This is a genomic window from Kribbella jejuensis (genome assembly GCF_006715085.1).
GTDB classification, from domain to species: domain Bacteria; phylum Actinomycetota; class Actinomycetes; order Propionibacteriales; family Kribbellaceae; genus Kribbella; species Kribbella jejuensis.
On sequence record NZ_VFMM01000001.1, the window covers coordinates 1,119,778 to 1,133,225 of the forward strand.

Annotated in this window: 17 protein-coding genes and 1 riboswitch; of the genes, 8 read left to right on the forward strand and 9 right to left on the reverse strand. The window is 68.2% G+C overall.

Annotated elements, in window-relative coordinates; genetic code table 11:
* Positions 1-32: 32 nt before the first annotated feature.
* Positions 33-296 (reverse strand): phosphoribosyl-ATP diphosphatase, encoded by a 264-nt coding sequence (locus FB475_RS05355; RefSeq protein ID WP_141853093.1) that lies wholly within the window; start codon positions 294-296, stop codon positions 33-35.
* Positions 297-368: 72 nt separating this feature from the next.
* Here FB475_RS05355 and FB475_RS05360 point away from each other — a divergent pair, with 72 nt between their 5' ends.
* The gene (locus FB475_RS05360) at positions 369-761 is read left to right on the forward strand and encodes a VOC family protein (protein WP_141853095.1); all 393 of its coding nucleotides are present in this window, start codon (positions 369-371) and stop codon (positions 759-761) included.
* Between the two features lie 89 nt (positions 762-850).
* Positions 851-1,735 carry a P1 family peptidase gene (locus FB475_RS05365; RefSeq protein WP_238331971.1) on the forward strand — a complete coding sequence of 295 codons (885 nt, stop codon included), beginning with the start codon at positions 851-853 and terminating at the stop codon, positions 1,733-1,735.
* Here the strand turns inward: FB475_RS05365 and FB475_RS05370 are convergent.
* Positions 1,658-2,137 (reverse strand): anthrone oxygenase family protein, encoded by a 480-nt coding sequence (locus FB475_RS05370; protein ID WP_238331972.1) that lies wholly within the window; start codon positions 2,135-2,137, stop codon positions 1,658-1,660. The two genes, FB475_RS05365 and FB475_RS05370, sit on opposite strands and share 78 nt — an antisense overlap.
* A 20-nt stretch (positions 2,138-2,157) precedes the next feature.
* Complete coding sequence (locus FB475_RS05375) at positions 2,158-2,790, reverse strand: NAD(P)-dependent oxidoreductase (RefSeq protein WP_141853101.1); 633 nt, start codon at positions 2,788-2,790, stop codon at positions 2,158-2,160.
* A 65-nt stretch (positions 2,791-2,855) separates the two neighbouring features.
* On the opposite strand from FB475_RS05375, the gene FB475_RS05380 reads away from it, so the two are divergent.
* A complete protein-coding gene (locus FB475_RS05380) occupies positions 2,856-3,338 on the forward strand; it encodes a MarR family transcriptional regulator (RefSeq protein ID WP_141853103.1) in 483 nt (160 codons plus the stop codon).
* On the opposite strand, the gene FB475_RS05385 is transcribed toward FB475_RS05380, so the two are convergent.
* Positions 3,329-4,294, reverse strand: coding sequence for a helix-turn-helix transcriptional regulator (locus FB475_RS05385; RefSeq protein WP_141853105.1), 966 nt, complete (start codon positions 4,292-4,294; stop codon positions 3,329-3,331). The genes FB475_RS05380 and FB475_RS05385 overlap by 10 nt on opposite strands.
* Before the next feature lie 61 nt (positions 4,295-4,355).
* Between FB475_RS05385 and FB475_RS37155 the strand changes: the two genes are divergently transcribed.
* The gene (locus tag FB475_RS37155) at positions 4,356-5,312 is read left to right on the forward strand and encodes a hypothetical protein (protein ID WP_202878260.1); all 957 of its coding nucleotides are present in this window, start codon (positions 4,356-4,358) and stop codon (positions 5,310-5,312) included.
* A gap of 86 nt (positions 5,313-5,398) precedes the next feature.
* Here the strand turns inward: FB475_RS37155 and ribH are convergent, their stop codons facing one another.
* The 5 genes from ribH to ribD are packed head-to-tail and all read right to left on the reverse strand — an operon-like array spanning position 5,399 to position 9,420.
* Entirely contained in the window at positions 5,399-5,872 is a 474-nt protein-coding gene (gene ribH / locus FB475_RS05395) for a 6,7-dimethyl-8-ribityllumazine synthase (RefSeq protein ID WP_141853107.1), read from the reverse strand.
* The gene (locus FB475_RS05400) at positions 5,872-7,107 is read right to left on the reverse strand and encodes a bifunctional 3,4-dihydroxy-2-butanone-4-phosphate synthase/GTP cyclohydrolase II (protein WP_141853109.1); all 1,236 of its coding nucleotides are present in this window, start codon (positions 7,105-7,107) and stop codon (positions 5,872-5,874) included. Before FB475_RS05400 ends, ribH begins: the two co-directional genes overlap by 1 nt.
* 1 nt (position 7,108) lies before the next feature.
* The gene (pnuC, locus tag FB475_RS05405) at positions 7,109-7,783 is read right to left on the reverse strand and encodes a nicotinamide riboside transporter PnuC (protein ID WP_141853111.1); all 675 of its coding nucleotides are present in this window, start codon (positions 7,781-7,783) and stop codon (positions 7,109-7,111) included.
* The gene (locus FB475_RS05410; protein WP_141853113.1) at positions 7,780-8,409 is read right to left on the reverse strand and encodes a riboflavin synthase; all 630 of its coding nucleotides are present in this window, start codon (positions 8,407-8,409) and stop codon (positions 7,780-7,782) included. Before FB475_RS05410 ends, pnuC begins: the two co-directional genes overlap by 4 nt.
* On the reverse strand, positions 8,410-9,420 hold the full coding sequence (ribD, locus tag FB475_RS05415) for a bifunctional diaminohydroxyphosphoribosylaminopyrimidine deaminase/5-amino-6-(5-phosphoribosylamino)uracil reductase RibD (protein ID WP_337678213.1): 1,011 nt from the start codon (positions 9,418-9,420) through the stop codon (positions 8,410-8,412).
* A 203-nt stretch (positions 9,421-9,623) separates the two neighbouring features.
* Positions 9,624-9,754: riboswitch (FMN riboswitch) on the reverse strand.
* Between the two features lie 120 nt (positions 9,755-9,874).
* Here ribD and FB475_RS36645 point away from each other — a divergent pair.
* From FB475_RS36645 to FB475_RS05440, 4 genes are all read left to right on the forward strand, one after another.
* The gene (locus FB475_RS36645) at positions 9,875-10,690 is read left to right on the forward strand and encodes a helix-turn-helix domain-containing protein (RefSeq protein ID WP_185759084.1); all 816 of its coding nucleotides are present in this window, start codon (positions 9,875-9,877) and stop codon (positions 10,688-10,690) included.
* A 142-nt stretch (positions 10,691-10,832) separates the two neighbouring features.
* Positions 10,833-11,675 (forward strand): substrate-binding periplasmic protein, encoded by an 843-nt coding sequence (locus tag FB475_RS05430; protein WP_185759086.1) that lies wholly within the window; start codon positions 10,833-10,835, stop codon positions 11,673-11,675.
* Positions 11,675-12,421, forward strand: a complete 747-nt coding sequence (locus FB475_RS05435) for an amino acid ABC transporter permease (RefSeq protein WP_141853117.1) — start codon at positions 11,675-11,677, stop codon at positions 12,419-12,421. Before FB475_RS05430 ends, FB475_RS05435 begins: the two co-directional genes overlap by 1 nt.
* On the forward strand, positions 12,408-13,145 hold the full coding sequence (locus FB475_RS05440; RefSeq protein WP_141853119.1) for an amino acid ABC transporter ATP-binding protein: 738 nt from the start codon (positions 12,408-12,410) through the stop codon (positions 13,143-13,145). The genes FB475_RS05435 and FB475_RS05440 overlap by 14 nt, the downstream gene beginning before the upstream one ends.
* Positions 13,146-13,448 lie beyond the last annotated feature (303 nt).

Consider the following 13,448-nt stretch of genomic DNA (forward strand, 5'->3'; position numbering starts at 1 on the left):
GGAGGTGAACCGGTGATCTGCGGGAGCGGCTCCTACAGATGTCGGTACACGTCCTCGAGGTCCAGGCCGAGCGCGTGCATCATCACCTGGGCGTGGTACAGCAGCTGCGACAGTTCCTCCGCAGCGCGCTCCTTGCCCTCGTACTCGGCGGCCATCCAGGACTCGGCGGCCTCTTCGACCAGCTTCTTCCCGATCGCGTGCACGCCGGCATCCAGCGCCGCCACGGTCCCGGAACCCTCCGGCCGCGTCCGCGCCTTCTCTCCCAGCTCGGCGAACAGCTCGTCAAAAGTCTTCATCGCGCGGCCAAGCCTACGGGGCGCGTCCAGGAGCCGGGCGGCCAGGTCCGGTGGGCGGACCATACTGAACGGATGGAGATCTCGGTGATGCTGGCCGTCGAGGACGCTCCGGCGGCCGCGGCGTGGTACGCGCGGGCACTCGGCGCGGTCGAGCTGTGGAACCTGGGCAGCGTGATCGGGCTGAGCGTCGGCGGCGCGCCGTTGTTCCTCGGCGAGCCGGGGAACAACATCTGGAAGACACCCGCCGACACCGGGGCACCGACGGTCCGGGTCGAGGTGTTCGTCGACGATCCGGACTCCTTCGTCGCGCGGGCCGTCGAGGCCGGGGCCGACGGCAGCTTCGACCCGGTCCGCGATCACGCCGTACCGTGGGGCACCCATCGGCAGGGCTCGTTCCTGGACCCGTTCGGGCACCTGTGGTTCGTCGGCGACCGCTCGCCGCTGGGCCCTGCCGAGCGCGGCTGAGGATCTGTATGCAGAGTCCGCGGAGAATTCGGGAGCTGGGTCTTGTCGTCGGTACTTTGCCTACCGGGCCGTTGAATGCGATCACCGACGTGCCCGGGGTGCGGGTCGGTCAGACGACCATCACCGGGGACGGGTTGAACACCGGGGTGACCGCGATCGTCCCGTCCGGCTGGGAGACGACGCTGCCCGCGGCGGTTGCTGTTGGCAACGGATACGGGAAGCTGATCGGGACCACTCAGGTGGACGAGCTCGGCGTGATCGAAACCCCGATCCTGCTGACCGGCACTCTCAGTACGTTCCGGGTCGCGGACGCCTTCCTCACCTGGCTGCTCGACCGCAACCCGCAAGCCACCAGCCTCAACCCGATCGTCGGCGAAACCAACGACGGCCACCTGTCAGACATCCGCCGCCGCCCGATCACCCCCGCCCACGTACACAACGCGCTGGACAACGCCACCTCCGACCTTCCTGCCGAAGGATGCGCAGGAGCAGGCACCGGCACCACCGCCCTAGGCTTCAAAGCGGGCATCGGCACCGCCTCCCGGACGCTCCGCACCTCACCCGCCGGCGGGTACACGGTTGGTGTGTTGGTGCAGGCGAACTTCTCCGGATTGTTGACCGTGCTCGGGCGACCTGTGCCTGCTCCGCCGATTGATGCTGACGGCAACTCGTGCATGATCGTGGTGGCGACCGATCTGCCGCTCGACTCGCGGCAGCTCGGGCGGTTGGCTCGGCGGGCGGTCTTCGCGATGGCTCGGGTCGGCTCGGACTACGCGCCGGGCAGCGGCGACTACGCGATCGCGTTCAGCACGAGCCGTACGGCGACGTACGCCGAGCGCGACCTCCGGGCCCCGTTTCAAGCCGTCACCGAATCCGTCGAGGAGGCGCTCCTCAACTCACTGACGATGGCCCACACCACGACCGGCTTCAACAACCACAAGGCCCACGCGGTCCCCCACGACCTGCTCCGATAACAACACGCCGAAGGCAACCACGGCCGCCACCGTCCGGACCAGATGCGCCAACTGCCAACGATCCCGGACCGATGCCCAGTCCGACGGCGGCTGCTGCACCGACCATGACAGCTGATCCGAGTTGATCGGCAGATTCACCACGATTGTCGTCACGAACACAACCACCAGCAGCGCGACAGCCGCCAGCACCATGCGCCGCGCACTCCCCCGGCTCCGAACCGCAACCACGACCGTCGCAACAAACGCCGGGATCAGCGTCACCGCAGCGAGCTTGTCCAACGAGTCCAACTCGACCACCCGCACCTGCGTGTAGACCGACCCGTCAAAGCCACGCAACGACGTCTCCAACACCAGCACGCACAGCAGGAACCCGCTGAACAACCCGGTGAACAGCAGGCTCACACCACGCACGATCCGCGTCATCAGTAGCCCACGCCGACCGGCTGGCCGATCGTCGCCGGGTTGTCGAGAACCGACAACATCAGATGCGCCACGTCAGCCCGCGAGATCAAGTACCCGCCGTTGACGGTCCCGCCGATCTCGGTGCGGTAGTGCCCGGTCAGCGCCCTACTGTTCAACTTCGGCGGCCGCACGATCGTCCAGTCGGTCGCGCTGCTCATGATGGCCGCCTCCATCACCCGCAGGTCGGCGTACACGTCGGCGGCGAACAGGTTGATCAGCGGGAAAATCACCCGCCGGTTCAGGAAGTCCGCCGGCACCGGCCCGATCGGCGCGGCGCTCACCGCCACGAACCGCCGTACCCCGACCGCTTCCATCGCGGCCAGGATCGACTTCGTACTCCGGGACGCGACCGGCCCGTCCTTGCGACCGCGCGGCCCCACGCCCGAGATGACCGCCGTACTGCCGTCGACCGCCTCGCGCAGCGGCTCCGCCGAGTCCAGACCGGGCACCCGCACCACGTCCAGCGACGGATGCTCCAACTCGAACGCGGACGACGCGCGGATCACCGCCGTCACCTTCTGCCCCGCGTCGAGTGCCTGCCGGACGACGTGACCGCCGATCCCGCCCGTCGCGCCGAACACCGTGATCCTCATCGGACGCCTCCTGTGCGCTACCGTAATTCTGATCTCCAACTCATATAGTACGGAACTCATAAGATATGGAACAGACACAAACAGGTGACGCGCGCCACCGTCGGCGGGCCGGCAACGAGATCAAGGCGGCGATCCGCGACCTGCGGATCCAGCTCGCGTTGTTCAACCACCAGGTCGGCGGCAGGCTGGCACTCAAGGACGTCGACCTCGACTGCCTCGACGTGCTGGCCCGCAGCGGCCCGCTCACGCCGAGCGCCCTGGCGCGGCAGGCAGGACTGCACCCGGCGACGCTGACCGGGATCCTCGACCGGCTCGAACGCGGCGGCTGGATCGCGCGCGACCGCGGGCAGACGGACCGGCGCAGCGTGACGATCCGGCTGCTCCCCGATCGCGGGTCCGAGGTGATCCGGCTGTACCAGCCGATGATCGGCGCGATGGACGACGTACTCGCGGACTACAGCGAGACCGAGCTCTCGCTGATCGCCGACTTCCTGCGGCGTACCGCTGCTGCCGGGGAGCAGGCGAACGGGGAGCTGGCTCAGGAGTAGAGGTCGGCCAGTTTCTGGCCGAGCTGTTTGAGTTCTACGCGGAGCTCCTGCGGTTCCAGTACTTCTACTGCGTCACCGAAGCGGCTGAGCGTGGCGGCTGCGTTCGGTACGGACTCGATCGGGATCGTCACCACAAAGCTCCCGTCCGGCTCCGGGACGGCGGCCGCGACCGCCTTGACCAGTGCGGGGAACGAGACGTCGTACATCCTCTGAGCGAGTCCTGCAGACACTCTGACGACTGCATCCGCGGTGAAACGGACGCGGTCGAACCCCTCCAGGTGGTTCTGCCAGAACTGCTCCAGGTTGAAGTCCTCGGCGCGCTCGAACTCCTCCTGCGTCGGGGTGAGTTCGAGGATGTTGGAGACCCGGTATGTCCGTAGTCCGGTGGGTGTGGCGGCGACGACGTACCAGGCTCCGTTCTTGAGTACGAGACCGTACGGCTCGAGGAGGCGCTCGACCTCGCGGGGCTCCTCCCACCTGCGGTACAGGACCTTCACGCGGCGATCGTGGAGCACCGCGTCGGCGACGGCTGCGAGCTGTGGCGAGTTCTCGGCGTCCTGGTACCAGGCGGGCAGGTCGAGGTGGAAGCGGTTCTTCAAACGCCCAGCCCGGTCGCGTTGGTCCGGTGCGAGTGCCGCTAGGAGCTTGAGCTCGGCCGCACTCGTCTCTGCGGTCAGGCCGAGCGCGGCGGCGGCTCCCGGCATACCGACGAGGAAGAGGGCGGCCGCCTCTTGTTCGGTGAGGCCGGTGAGGCGGGTGCGGTAGCCCTCCACCAGGCGGTACCCGCCTGCGCGGCCCTGGTCGGCGTACACGGGCACGCCGGCAGCCGCGAGCGCCTCGACGTCACGGTAGATCGTCCGCAGTGACACCTCGAGCTCATCCGCGAGCTCCCGCGCGGTCAGCCGCCGGCGCGTCTGCAGCAGCAACAGGATCGACAGGAGCCGGCTCGAACGCATACTCCGAGGTTAGTCCCGATCGCTGCCATGGGTTGTCAGGTATTGCTCGGACGCTTGGCGTATGACATGGGACAAGGTGACCGGGGACTTCGACTTCCTCAACGGGTACTTCGACGTACGCCACCGGACGCTGAAGCAGGCGCTCGCCGGGTGCGCCGAGTGGCTCGAGTACGACGGGACCACGACGGCGCGGACGTACTTCGACGGCCAGATCAGCATCGACGAGATGCGCTTCCCGACGAAGGGCTCGTACGGATTGTCGCTGCGGCTGTTCGACCCGATCGCGCAGGAGTGGAGCATCTGGTGGGTCGACAGCCGGACCATGCAGCTGTACCCGCCGGTGCGCGGCGGCTGGGCCGCGGACGGGTCGAGCTGCCGGCTGGTCGGAGAGGACACGCTGGACGGCAAGCCGATCCTGTGCAGCTACGAGTGGTCCGACATCACCGACGAGACCGCGCACTGGGAGCAGGCGTTCTCCCCCGACGGCGGTCTGACGTGGGAGACCAACTGGATCATGGACTTCACCCGCCGGGCCACTCCGCCGCCGTCCTTGGAGCTGCCGAAGCTCACCGACGACTTCGACTTCCTGGTCGGGCGCTGGGCCTTCCACAACCGACGCCGCCGGCCTGTGCTGGGCGAGCCGTTCACCTGGTACGAACACGAGGCCACGATGGAGGCGACGACGTACTTCGACGGGGCGATCAGCTTCGACGAAGGCTGGTTCCCGAGCGAAGGCTTCCGCGGAGCGACCTTCCGCCTGTACGACCCGGTCGCCGAGACCTGGTCCATCCACTGGATCAACAGCACCCGCGGCCAACTCGAAACCCCCGTCATCGGCGCATTCTCCGAAGGCACCGGAGTCTTCGAAGGCCCCGACACCTGGGAGGGCCAACCCATCGACGTCCGCTTCCTCTGGACCCCAGGCACCGACAAAGCCGCCTGGGAACAGTCCTTCTCCACCGACGCCGGCCAAACGTGGACCACCAACTGGTACATGGAACACACGCGCCTGAAGTGAGCACTCGCGCTGCCCGGCCGCTGCCGAGCTACTTCGCCGGTGGCGGGTTGTAGCAGGGCAGCGATGAAATAACCCGCCAGGGGCGGCTAAACCAGTTGGCGGACTGCGGTCAGTGTGGCTAGGGCGGCTTGGGTGGCTTCGTAGCCTTTGTCTTCGCGGCTGTCGGGGAGGCCGGCGCGGTCCAGGGCCTGGGGGTCGTTGTCGCAGGTGAGGACGCCGAAGCCGACCGGTACGCCGGTGCTTACACCGACCTGCATCAGACCGTCTGTGGTCGCTTGGCAGACGTACTCGAAGTGCGGTGTATCCCCACGAATCACCACACCGAGCGCGACCACAGCGTCGTACCCGGCTTTTGCCGCATGCAACGAAGCGACGGGCAGCTCGAAGGAGCCGGGTACGCGGATCACCGTGTGGTCGGTGACGCCGGAGTCCTCCAACGCGCGCAGAGCACCGGCAAGCAGACCGTCGGTGACCTTCGGGTGCCAGAGGGCGGCGACGATGGCGACGCGGGCGCCTTCGGCGCGGGGGGCTTCGATGGTGGGTGCTCCGCTGCCCGACATCAGACGGCTCCGTTCTCTTCGGTCAGCAGGCCATCGGGGAGGTGATGGCCCATCCGGTCGCGCTTGGTGCGCAGGTACCGCAGGTTGTGTTCGGTGGGGTCGATCGAGATCCCGCGCCGCTCGACGACCTCGATGCCGTACCCCTGGACGCCCGCGAGCTTGTCAGGGTTGTTCGTCAACAGCCGCACCGACTTCACGCCAAGGTCGGCCAGGATCTGTGCCCCGGTCCCGTAGTCGCGAGCGTCGGCCGGTAGACCGAGATCCAGGTTCGCGTCGACGGTGTCCCGCCCGGCGTCCTGCAGCTCATAAGCCTGCAGCTTGTGCAGCAGCCCGATCCCGCGCCCCTCATGCCCGCGCAGGTAAACCACGACCCCGCCCTCGGCCGCGACCTGCCGCATCGCCTCGTCCAACTGCGGTCCGCAGTCGCACCGCAGCGACCCGAACACGTCGCCGGTCAGGCACTCGGAGTGCAGGCGCACCAACGTCGGCCCGTCGCCGAGCTCACCCCGCACCAGCGCGAGCTGCTCAGAACCGTCCACGACGTTGCGGTAGCCGTGGGCAACGAAATCGCCGTACTGCGTCGGCAGCGTCGTCGTCGCGACCCGCTGGATCTGCGATTCGGTACGCCGCCGGTACCGGATCAGGTCGTCGATCGAGACCAGGACCAGCCCGTGCTCGTCGGCGAACTCGCGCAGCTCCGGCCCGCGCTTCATCGTCCCGTCGTCGTTCACCATTTCCGAGATCACCGCGGCCGGTGTCAGGCCGGCCATCCGGGCGAGATCGATCGACGCCTCGGTGTGGCCGGGCCGGACGAGTACGCCGCCCTCGCGGCCGCGCAACGGGAACACGTGTCCGGGCTGGACCAGATCGTACGGCTCCGATGCGGAATCTGTGAGTACCCGGATCGTCCGCGCGCGGTCCGCCGCCGAGATGCCGGTACTGATCCCGTCGCGGGCGTCGACGGAGATCGTGTACGCCGTACGCATCCGCTCGCGGTTGTGCGGCGTCATCAACGGGATCCCGAGCCGGTCGAGCTCGGCGCCCTCCATCGGCACGCACACCACGCCGGAGCTGTACCGGATCAGGAACGCCAGCAACTCCGGCGTCGCCTTGGACGCGGCGAAGATCAGGTCGCCCTCGTTCTCGCGGTCCTCGTCGTCGACCACGATCACCGCGCGGCCGGCGCGGATCTCGTGGATCGCTTCCTCGATCGTGTCGAGCCTCAACGAGCCCATCTCAGCCCACCACCACTGCCTCGGGGGCTGCGGCCCGCTCGCGGTTCTGGATCTTCCACCAGGACGCGAACCCGATCACACAGAACAGCCCGTACACCACGTACATGGTCGCCGACGGGTAGAACTTCGCCTGCACCAGCAGCGGTACGCCGACCACGTCGACGGCGATCCAGATCAGCCAGAACTCGACGAACCCGCGGGCCATCCCGTACGTCGCCAGGATCGACCCGGTGAGGATCCACGCGTCCCACTGCGGGCCCCACGAGCCGAGCGCCTTCAGTACGAAGTACGCGATCGCGTAGAGCACCACGCCGATACCGAGCAGCTCGAGCCGCTCCCGCATCGTCGCCCACCGCGGCTGGACCGCGGCGGTCGCACCGTGATGACGGGTCTGGTACCAGCGGTACCACCCGTACAGGCTGATCAGTGCGAAGAACACCTGCCGGCCGGCCTGGCCCCAGAGGTCCTTGTCCTGCGGGGTGTCGAAGATGCCGCCGACGAAGACCGTGAACAGCAGCACGTTGCCGACGATGCCGACCGGCCACGCCGCGACCAGGCGGCGCATCCCGAACAGCGCGCTGGCCAGGCCGAACACGTTGCCGACGATCTCCCGCACCAGTACCGGCGAGCCGGCGATCGTGACCTGCGAGGTCAGCAGCCAGTTGATCGGGTTCACTTGTTGCCTCCAGCAACAGAAGAGGGGATGGCGCCCGCGGTCAGCAGGCGTTCGACGTACTTCGCGATCACATCGACTTCCAGATTCACCGTGTCGCCGACCTGGTTCGATCCGAGCACGGTCAGCTCCAGCGTCGTCGGGATCAGGCTGACCCCGAACGTGCCGGTGTCGTCGTCCACGTCGGTGACCGTCAGCGACACCCCGTCGATGGCGATCGATCCCTTCTCGGCGACGTACTTCAGGATCTCCGGCGAGGTCGCGATCCGGACGTCCTCCCAGCGCTCGCCGGGCGTCCGCGAGGCGATCGTGCCGGTACCGTCGACGTGGCCCTGGACGATGTGCCCGCCGAGCCGTTCGTGCGCGGCGACCGCGCGTTCGAGGTTGACCGGCGAGCCCTTCTCGAGGCCGCCCAAGCTGGTGCGCTGCAGCGTCTCGCGCATCACGTCCGCGGTGAACACGCCGCCGCCGTAGTCCACCACCGTGAGGCAACAGCCGTTGACCGCGATCGACGCGCCGTGTGCCGCGTCCTCGGTGACCCGCGGCCCGCGGACGGTAAGCCGCGCGGCGTCCCCGTCGAGGTCCAGGGACTCGACCGTGCCGAGTTCTTCGATGATGCCGGTGAACATCTACTTTCCTCCCAGAGGAACCAGGGTCAACCGGACGTCGTTCCCGAGCCGGGTGACGTCCGCTAGCTTGAACCGCCGCAGGTGGTCGATCGATTCCGCGCCGAGGTCGCCGACCGCCGCGAACCCTGAACCGAGGACGGCCGGGGCGACGTACGCGACGATCTGGTCGACCAGGCCGGCGCGCAGGAACGCGGCCGCGAGCGTCGGGCCGCCTTCGAGCCACAGGTGCCGGATCTGCCGGTCGTCGAGCTGCCGGAGCACCTCGGCGGGATCGTGGGTCGGCAGCAGTAGCGTCTCAGCTCGGTCGTTGCGGACCCGCGCGGCCGCCGGGACCTCGCGGTCGCCGACCACCACACGTAACGGCTGCCGCGGCGCCGGTACGTCGTTCTCGTCCCGGACCGTGAGTTCGGGGTCGTCGTCGAGCACGGTCTGCGTACCGACGGCGATCGCGTCGCACTCGGCGCGCTTGCGGTGGACGTCGGCGCGCGCGATCGGGCCGGTGATCCACTTGCTCGTCCGGTCCGGCGCCGCGGACCGCCCGTCCAGCGTGGTCGCGAACTTCCAGGTGACGAACGGGCGCCCGACCCGGACGCTGTGCAGCCACACGTGGTTGACGGCTTCCGCCTCGGACTGCAGCAGGCCCTGTACAACCTCGATGTTCTTGCTGCGCAGCTTCTCCGCGCCACCGGAGGCCGTCCTGTTCGGATCGGGTACGGCGTACACCACGCGCGCGACGCCCGCCTCGATCAGCGCGTCCGCGCACGGCCCGGTGCGGCCGGTGTGATTACAAGGCTCCAGCGTCACGTACGCCGTACCGCCGCGGGCGCGGGCACCGGCCATCCGGAGCGCCTCGACCTCCGCATGCGGGCCGCCGGCAACGGCATGGAACCCTTCGCCGACCGGATGGCCGTCGCTCGCGGTGATCACACAACCCACGACCGGGTTGGGATGGGTACTGCCGATGCCACGTGCGGCCAGCTCGACGGCACGCCGCATCCAGGCGGCATCCATCGGCGACACGTCGTTCACTGCTCGGGCCCCTCGTCGTCACGGACGCGCTGCCGGGGCTTCGCTCGGCACATCTGCTCCGCCGCCGTCGCCGGAACCACCTGGGTCCCAACGCCAGGTCCGTCACCGGACCCCTCGCCGCCGCGGTCCCGCAGGCCTCACAGCCCACGCTCCGCGCCGCCGGGCGCCAGAGCACACCCGCCGACCGCGTGCGCCTCCCATCCGGACTTTCACCGTCGGTCCCGGAATTCCACCAGGTCAACCGCTTCTTCTTGCGAAGTCGCGGGTCGCGGACTGTCACCGCCGGCTCGGAATTACACCGACCCCGGAGCACGCGAGTGGGTTTCACTCGTGCCTCAAGTATGCCTCGTCCCGCAACCTCCACCACGACCCAGGTCACATCGTGGCCGCGGCGTTTGCTATTGCAAAATCATCTTTGCAGTTGCAAAGTACGCGTATGGAACAGAGCGCGCAGAACGTGCGGCAGCAGGTCGAACTGTACGGCGAACCGCTGGGCGAGGTGGTACGCCGGGTCACCGCGGCGCTCGGACTGACCCAAGGTGGGCTCGCGCAGGTGATCGGACTGTCGGCGCCGATGCTCTCGCAACTGGTCAGCGCCCAACGCGTGAAGATCGGCAACCCCGCCGTGGTAGCACGCCTGCGAGCCGCCTCAGAACTCGCCGACCTGGCCATCGCCGGCGGAATCGACCCAACCGACGTCCCCGCCGAACTGAACACCATCCGCTCCACCACCACCGCCTACCCCACCCCAACCACCCACACCCACCCCACCCGAGCCAACCACTCAACCCCACCACCCGACCCGTGGCCGACCGCACCTTCCGAAAGCTCGCCGGCCGTACCCTCAGACATGGCGCGGGCACCCGGGTTGGCCGCCGGAGTCGGGTCGTCGGTCGGTCGGGGGGCGACTGTTCGGGCCAAGCTCTCGCCGGGGTCCGGGGCGGCCGCTCAACCGCAGCAGCCGGTCGCACCGTGGTCGTCTGATCAGCCGGATCTGTCGGCTGCTACCTGGCCGATCGGCCAACCGAACCCGTCGGCCACACCTTGGGCGACCGTTTCGGGCGAGCTTCCGGCGCGTGTCGTCGTTCGGGAGATCCAGGATCTGTTCCGGGCGGTCGCGTCGGCCGAGGAGATCCAGCGGGCGGCCGCGGCAGCGGCAGAGGAATCACCGGCAGTCGCCGAGCTATTACTTGCCTACGGCACCGGCCGGACCGCGGACGCACTCGCGCACTATGACGAGCATCACGGCTGACCACCCCTGATATACCACAAGCCAACTGCACTTTGAGCGCCGTCTCACGCCTTGTCGCGACGGAATGCGAAGTCCCCGGCCTGGTGTTGGGTTGCGATGGCAGGGCCGATCGTCCTGCGTCCATTCAGGTGAGGAGACAGTTGTGCGTGCGTTTCGGCGGGTTGTCGCAGTGGTCGGGGCGATCACCTTGGCGGCCGCGATGGTTGCCTGCGGCAGCGATCAGAAGGATGCCAGATCCGGCCCCGACCTGGGCCTGATCAAGCCCGGAACACTGAGGATCGGCACGCTCACCGACGCGCCACCGAACGTGTACGTGAAGGACGGCAAGTTCACCGGATTCGACAACGACCTGATCACCGCGGTCGCGGCCAAGCTGAACCTGAAGCCCGAGTTCGTCGGCACCGACTTCTCGGCACTGCTCTCGCAGGTCAACGGCGGTCAGTTCGACCTCGGCAGCTCGTCGATCACGATCACCGAGGCCCGCAAGAAGACCGTTGCGTTCAGCAACGGATACGACTTCGGCTACCTCGGTCTGAACACCACGAAGAACTCCGGCATCACGAGCTTCGACCAGCTCTCCGGCAAGCGGGTCGTGGTGGTCCAGGGCACCGTCCAGGACGACTACGCCACCAGCAAGGGCCTCAACCCGGTCCGCGTCCCGAACTACAACGCCGCACTCGGCCAGCTCAAGGCCGGTACGGCCGACGCCTGGGTCTCCCCCGCCGAGATCGGCGAGAAGATGGCCAAGGAGCAGGGCGGTGGCACGGTGATCCTGGCCGCGAAGGAGCTCAGTGACGCGCCGATGGCGTTCGCCGTCGCGAAGAACAACGACAAGCTCCGCGACGCCGTGAACAAGGCCCTCGACGAGGTGATCGCGGACGGAACCTGGACCAAGCTGGTCGAGCAGTACTACCCGGGTCGCGCCGTACCGGCGAACTTCAAGCCGGGCAGCGGATCGGTCAAGTTCACGGCTCCCAAAGTCTGATGGACATCTGGTCCACCCTGCGTGACACCTTCCTCGACTGGGAGTCGATGAAGGCAGTGCTGCCCGAGATGCTGAAGGTCGGGCTGGTCAACACCCTCATCCTGGCGGCCGCCTCGGTCGTGCTGGGCACTGTGCTCGGCATGATCGTGGCGGTCCTCGCCCTGTCCAGGACGCGTTGGCTGCGCTGGCCGGCGAAGATCTACACCGACATCTTCCGCGGCCTGCCCGCGATCCTCACCATCCTGCTGATCGGGCAGGGCCTGTCCCCGATCACCCGGCACTGGTGGGGCCCGAACCCGTACCCGCTCGGCATCCTCGCGCTGTCGCTGATCGCGGCCGCGTACATCGGGGAGATCTTCCGCTCCGGCATCCAGAGCGTGGAGAAGGGTCAGCTCGAGGCCGCCCGCGCGCTCGGGTTCAGCTACCCCAGCGGCATGCGGCTGGTCGTCATCCCGCAAGGGGTACGGCGGGTGCTGCCGGCGCTGGTGAACCAGTTCATCGCGCTCGTGAAGGACTCCAGCCTGGTCTACTTCCTCGGTCTGCTGGCGAGTCAGCGTGAGCTGTTCCGGATCGGGCAGGACGCGGCCGCGACCAACGGCAACCTGTCGCCGTTGCTGCTCGCGGGGATCTTCTACCTGGTGATCACGGTGCCGTTGACGCACCTGGTGAACCACTTCGACAAGCGTCTGCGCGAAGGGCGTCCGGTCGACGTAGTGCTGGAGGAGGCCGAGCATGCAATCCGTTGAGGCCGCGAGCCTGGAGGTCAAGGGCGTCGAGCTCGCGTTCGGCAGCAACAAGGTGCTGCGCGGTGTCGACCTCGCCGTACCGGCCGGGCAGACCGCGTGCGTGATCGGGCCGTCGGGCTCCGGCAAGTCGACGTTGCTGCGCGCGATCAACCGTTTGCTCGAACCGGATGCCGGCGACGTGAAGCTCGGCGGCGAGTCGGTACTGCGGGGTGACCCGGACGTGCTGCGGCGCCGGATCGGGATGGTGTTCCAGCACTTCAACCTGTTTCCGCACAAGAGCGTGCTCGACAACATCACGCTGCCGCTGCGCAAGATCAAGAAACTCGACACCGAATCCGCGCGGGCGGCGGCGCGCGAACAGCTCGAACTGGTCGGCCTCGCGCACAAGGCGACCGCGCGCCCCGGCAACCTGTCCGGCGGGCAGCAGCAGCGGGTCGCGATCGCGCGGGCGCTGGCGATGAAGCCCGAGGTGATGCTGTTCGACGAGGCCACATCGGCGCTCGACCCCGAACTGGTGAAGGGCGTGCTCGCGCTGATGGCGGACCTCGCCGCGGCCGGCATGACGATGGTCGTGGTCACCCACGAGATGGGCTTCGCGCGGGAGGTCGCGGACCAGGTCGCGTTCATGGATCACGGCGTCGTGGTCGAATCCGGCGTACCGGAACAGCTCTTCACCGCCGCCGAGTCGCCCAGATTGCGCCAGTTCCTCTCCCAAGTGCTCTGAGTGGCCCGATCCAGGCGCGGCCGGGGCGCCGCGGTACGTCTATCTCACCTTCGACGACGGGCCGAGCCGGTACACCCCACAGATCCGCGCGCAGACCGGTTACACCCGCCGCTGCCTGCGTCCGCCGTACGGCGGTACGAACAAGCTGGTGGCCCGCAGGGCGGCAACGCTCGGCAAGAAGCTCCGGGTGTGGACGATCGACACCCGCGACTGGTCGCGTCCCGGATCCTCAGTGATCGTGCGCCGGGCGCTGGCGAACCGTCCGGTATCCGTGAATTGTTGATACGGAAGCGGCGTGGGCGC

Coding starts and splice junctions, on each gene's coding strand:
- FB475_RS05355 (WP_141853093.1), bottom strand. CDS start 296: ATGAAGACTTTTGACGAGCTGTTCGCCGAGCTGGGAGAGAAGGCGCGG.
- FB475_RS05360 (WP_141853095.1), top strand. CDS start 369: ATGGAGATCTCGGTGATGCTGGCCGTCGAGGACGCTCCGGCGGCCGCG.
- FB475_RS05375 (WP_141853101.1), bottom strand. CDS start 2,790: ATGAGGATCACGGTGTTCGGCGCGACGGGCGGGATCGGCGGTCACGTC.
- FB475_RS05380 (WP_141853103.1), top strand. CDS start 2,856: ATGGAACAGACACAAACAGGTGACGCGCGCCACCGTCGGCGGGCCGGC.
- FB475_RS05385 (WP_141853105.1), bottom strand. CDS start 4,294: ATGCGTTCGAGCCGGCTCCTGTCGATCCTGTTGCTGCTGCAGACGCGC.
- FB475_RS37155 (WP_202878260.1), top strand. CDS start 4,356: ATGACATGGGACAAGGTGACCGGGGACTTCGACTTCCTCAACGGGTAC.
- ribH (WP_141853107.1), bottom strand. CDS start 5,872: ATGTCGGGCAGCGGAGCACCCACCATCGAAGCCCCCCGCGCCGAAGGC.
- FB475_RS05400 (WP_141853109.1), bottom strand. CDS start 7,107: ATGGGCTCGTTGAGGCTCGACACGATCGAGGAAGCGATCCACGAGATC.
- FB475_RS05410 (WP_141853113.1), bottom strand. CDS start 8,409: ATGTTCACCGGCATCATCGAAGAACTCGGCACGGTCGAGTCCCTGGAC.
- ribD (WP_337678213.1), bottom strand. CDS start 9,420: ATGGATGCCGCCTGGATGCGGCGTGCCGTCGAGCTGGCCGCACGTGGC.
- FB475_RS36645 (WP_185759084.1), top strand. CDS start 9,875: ATGGAACAGAGCGCGCAGAACGTGCGGCAGCAGGTCGAACTGTACGGC.
- FB475_RS05435 (WP_141853117.1), top strand. CDS start 11,675: ATGGACATCTGGTCCACCCTGCGTGACACCTTCCTCGACTGGGAGTCG.
- FB475_RS05440 (WP_141853119.1), top strand. CDS start 12,408: ATGCAATCCGTTGAGGCCGCGAGCCTGGAGGTCAAGGGCGTCGAGCTC.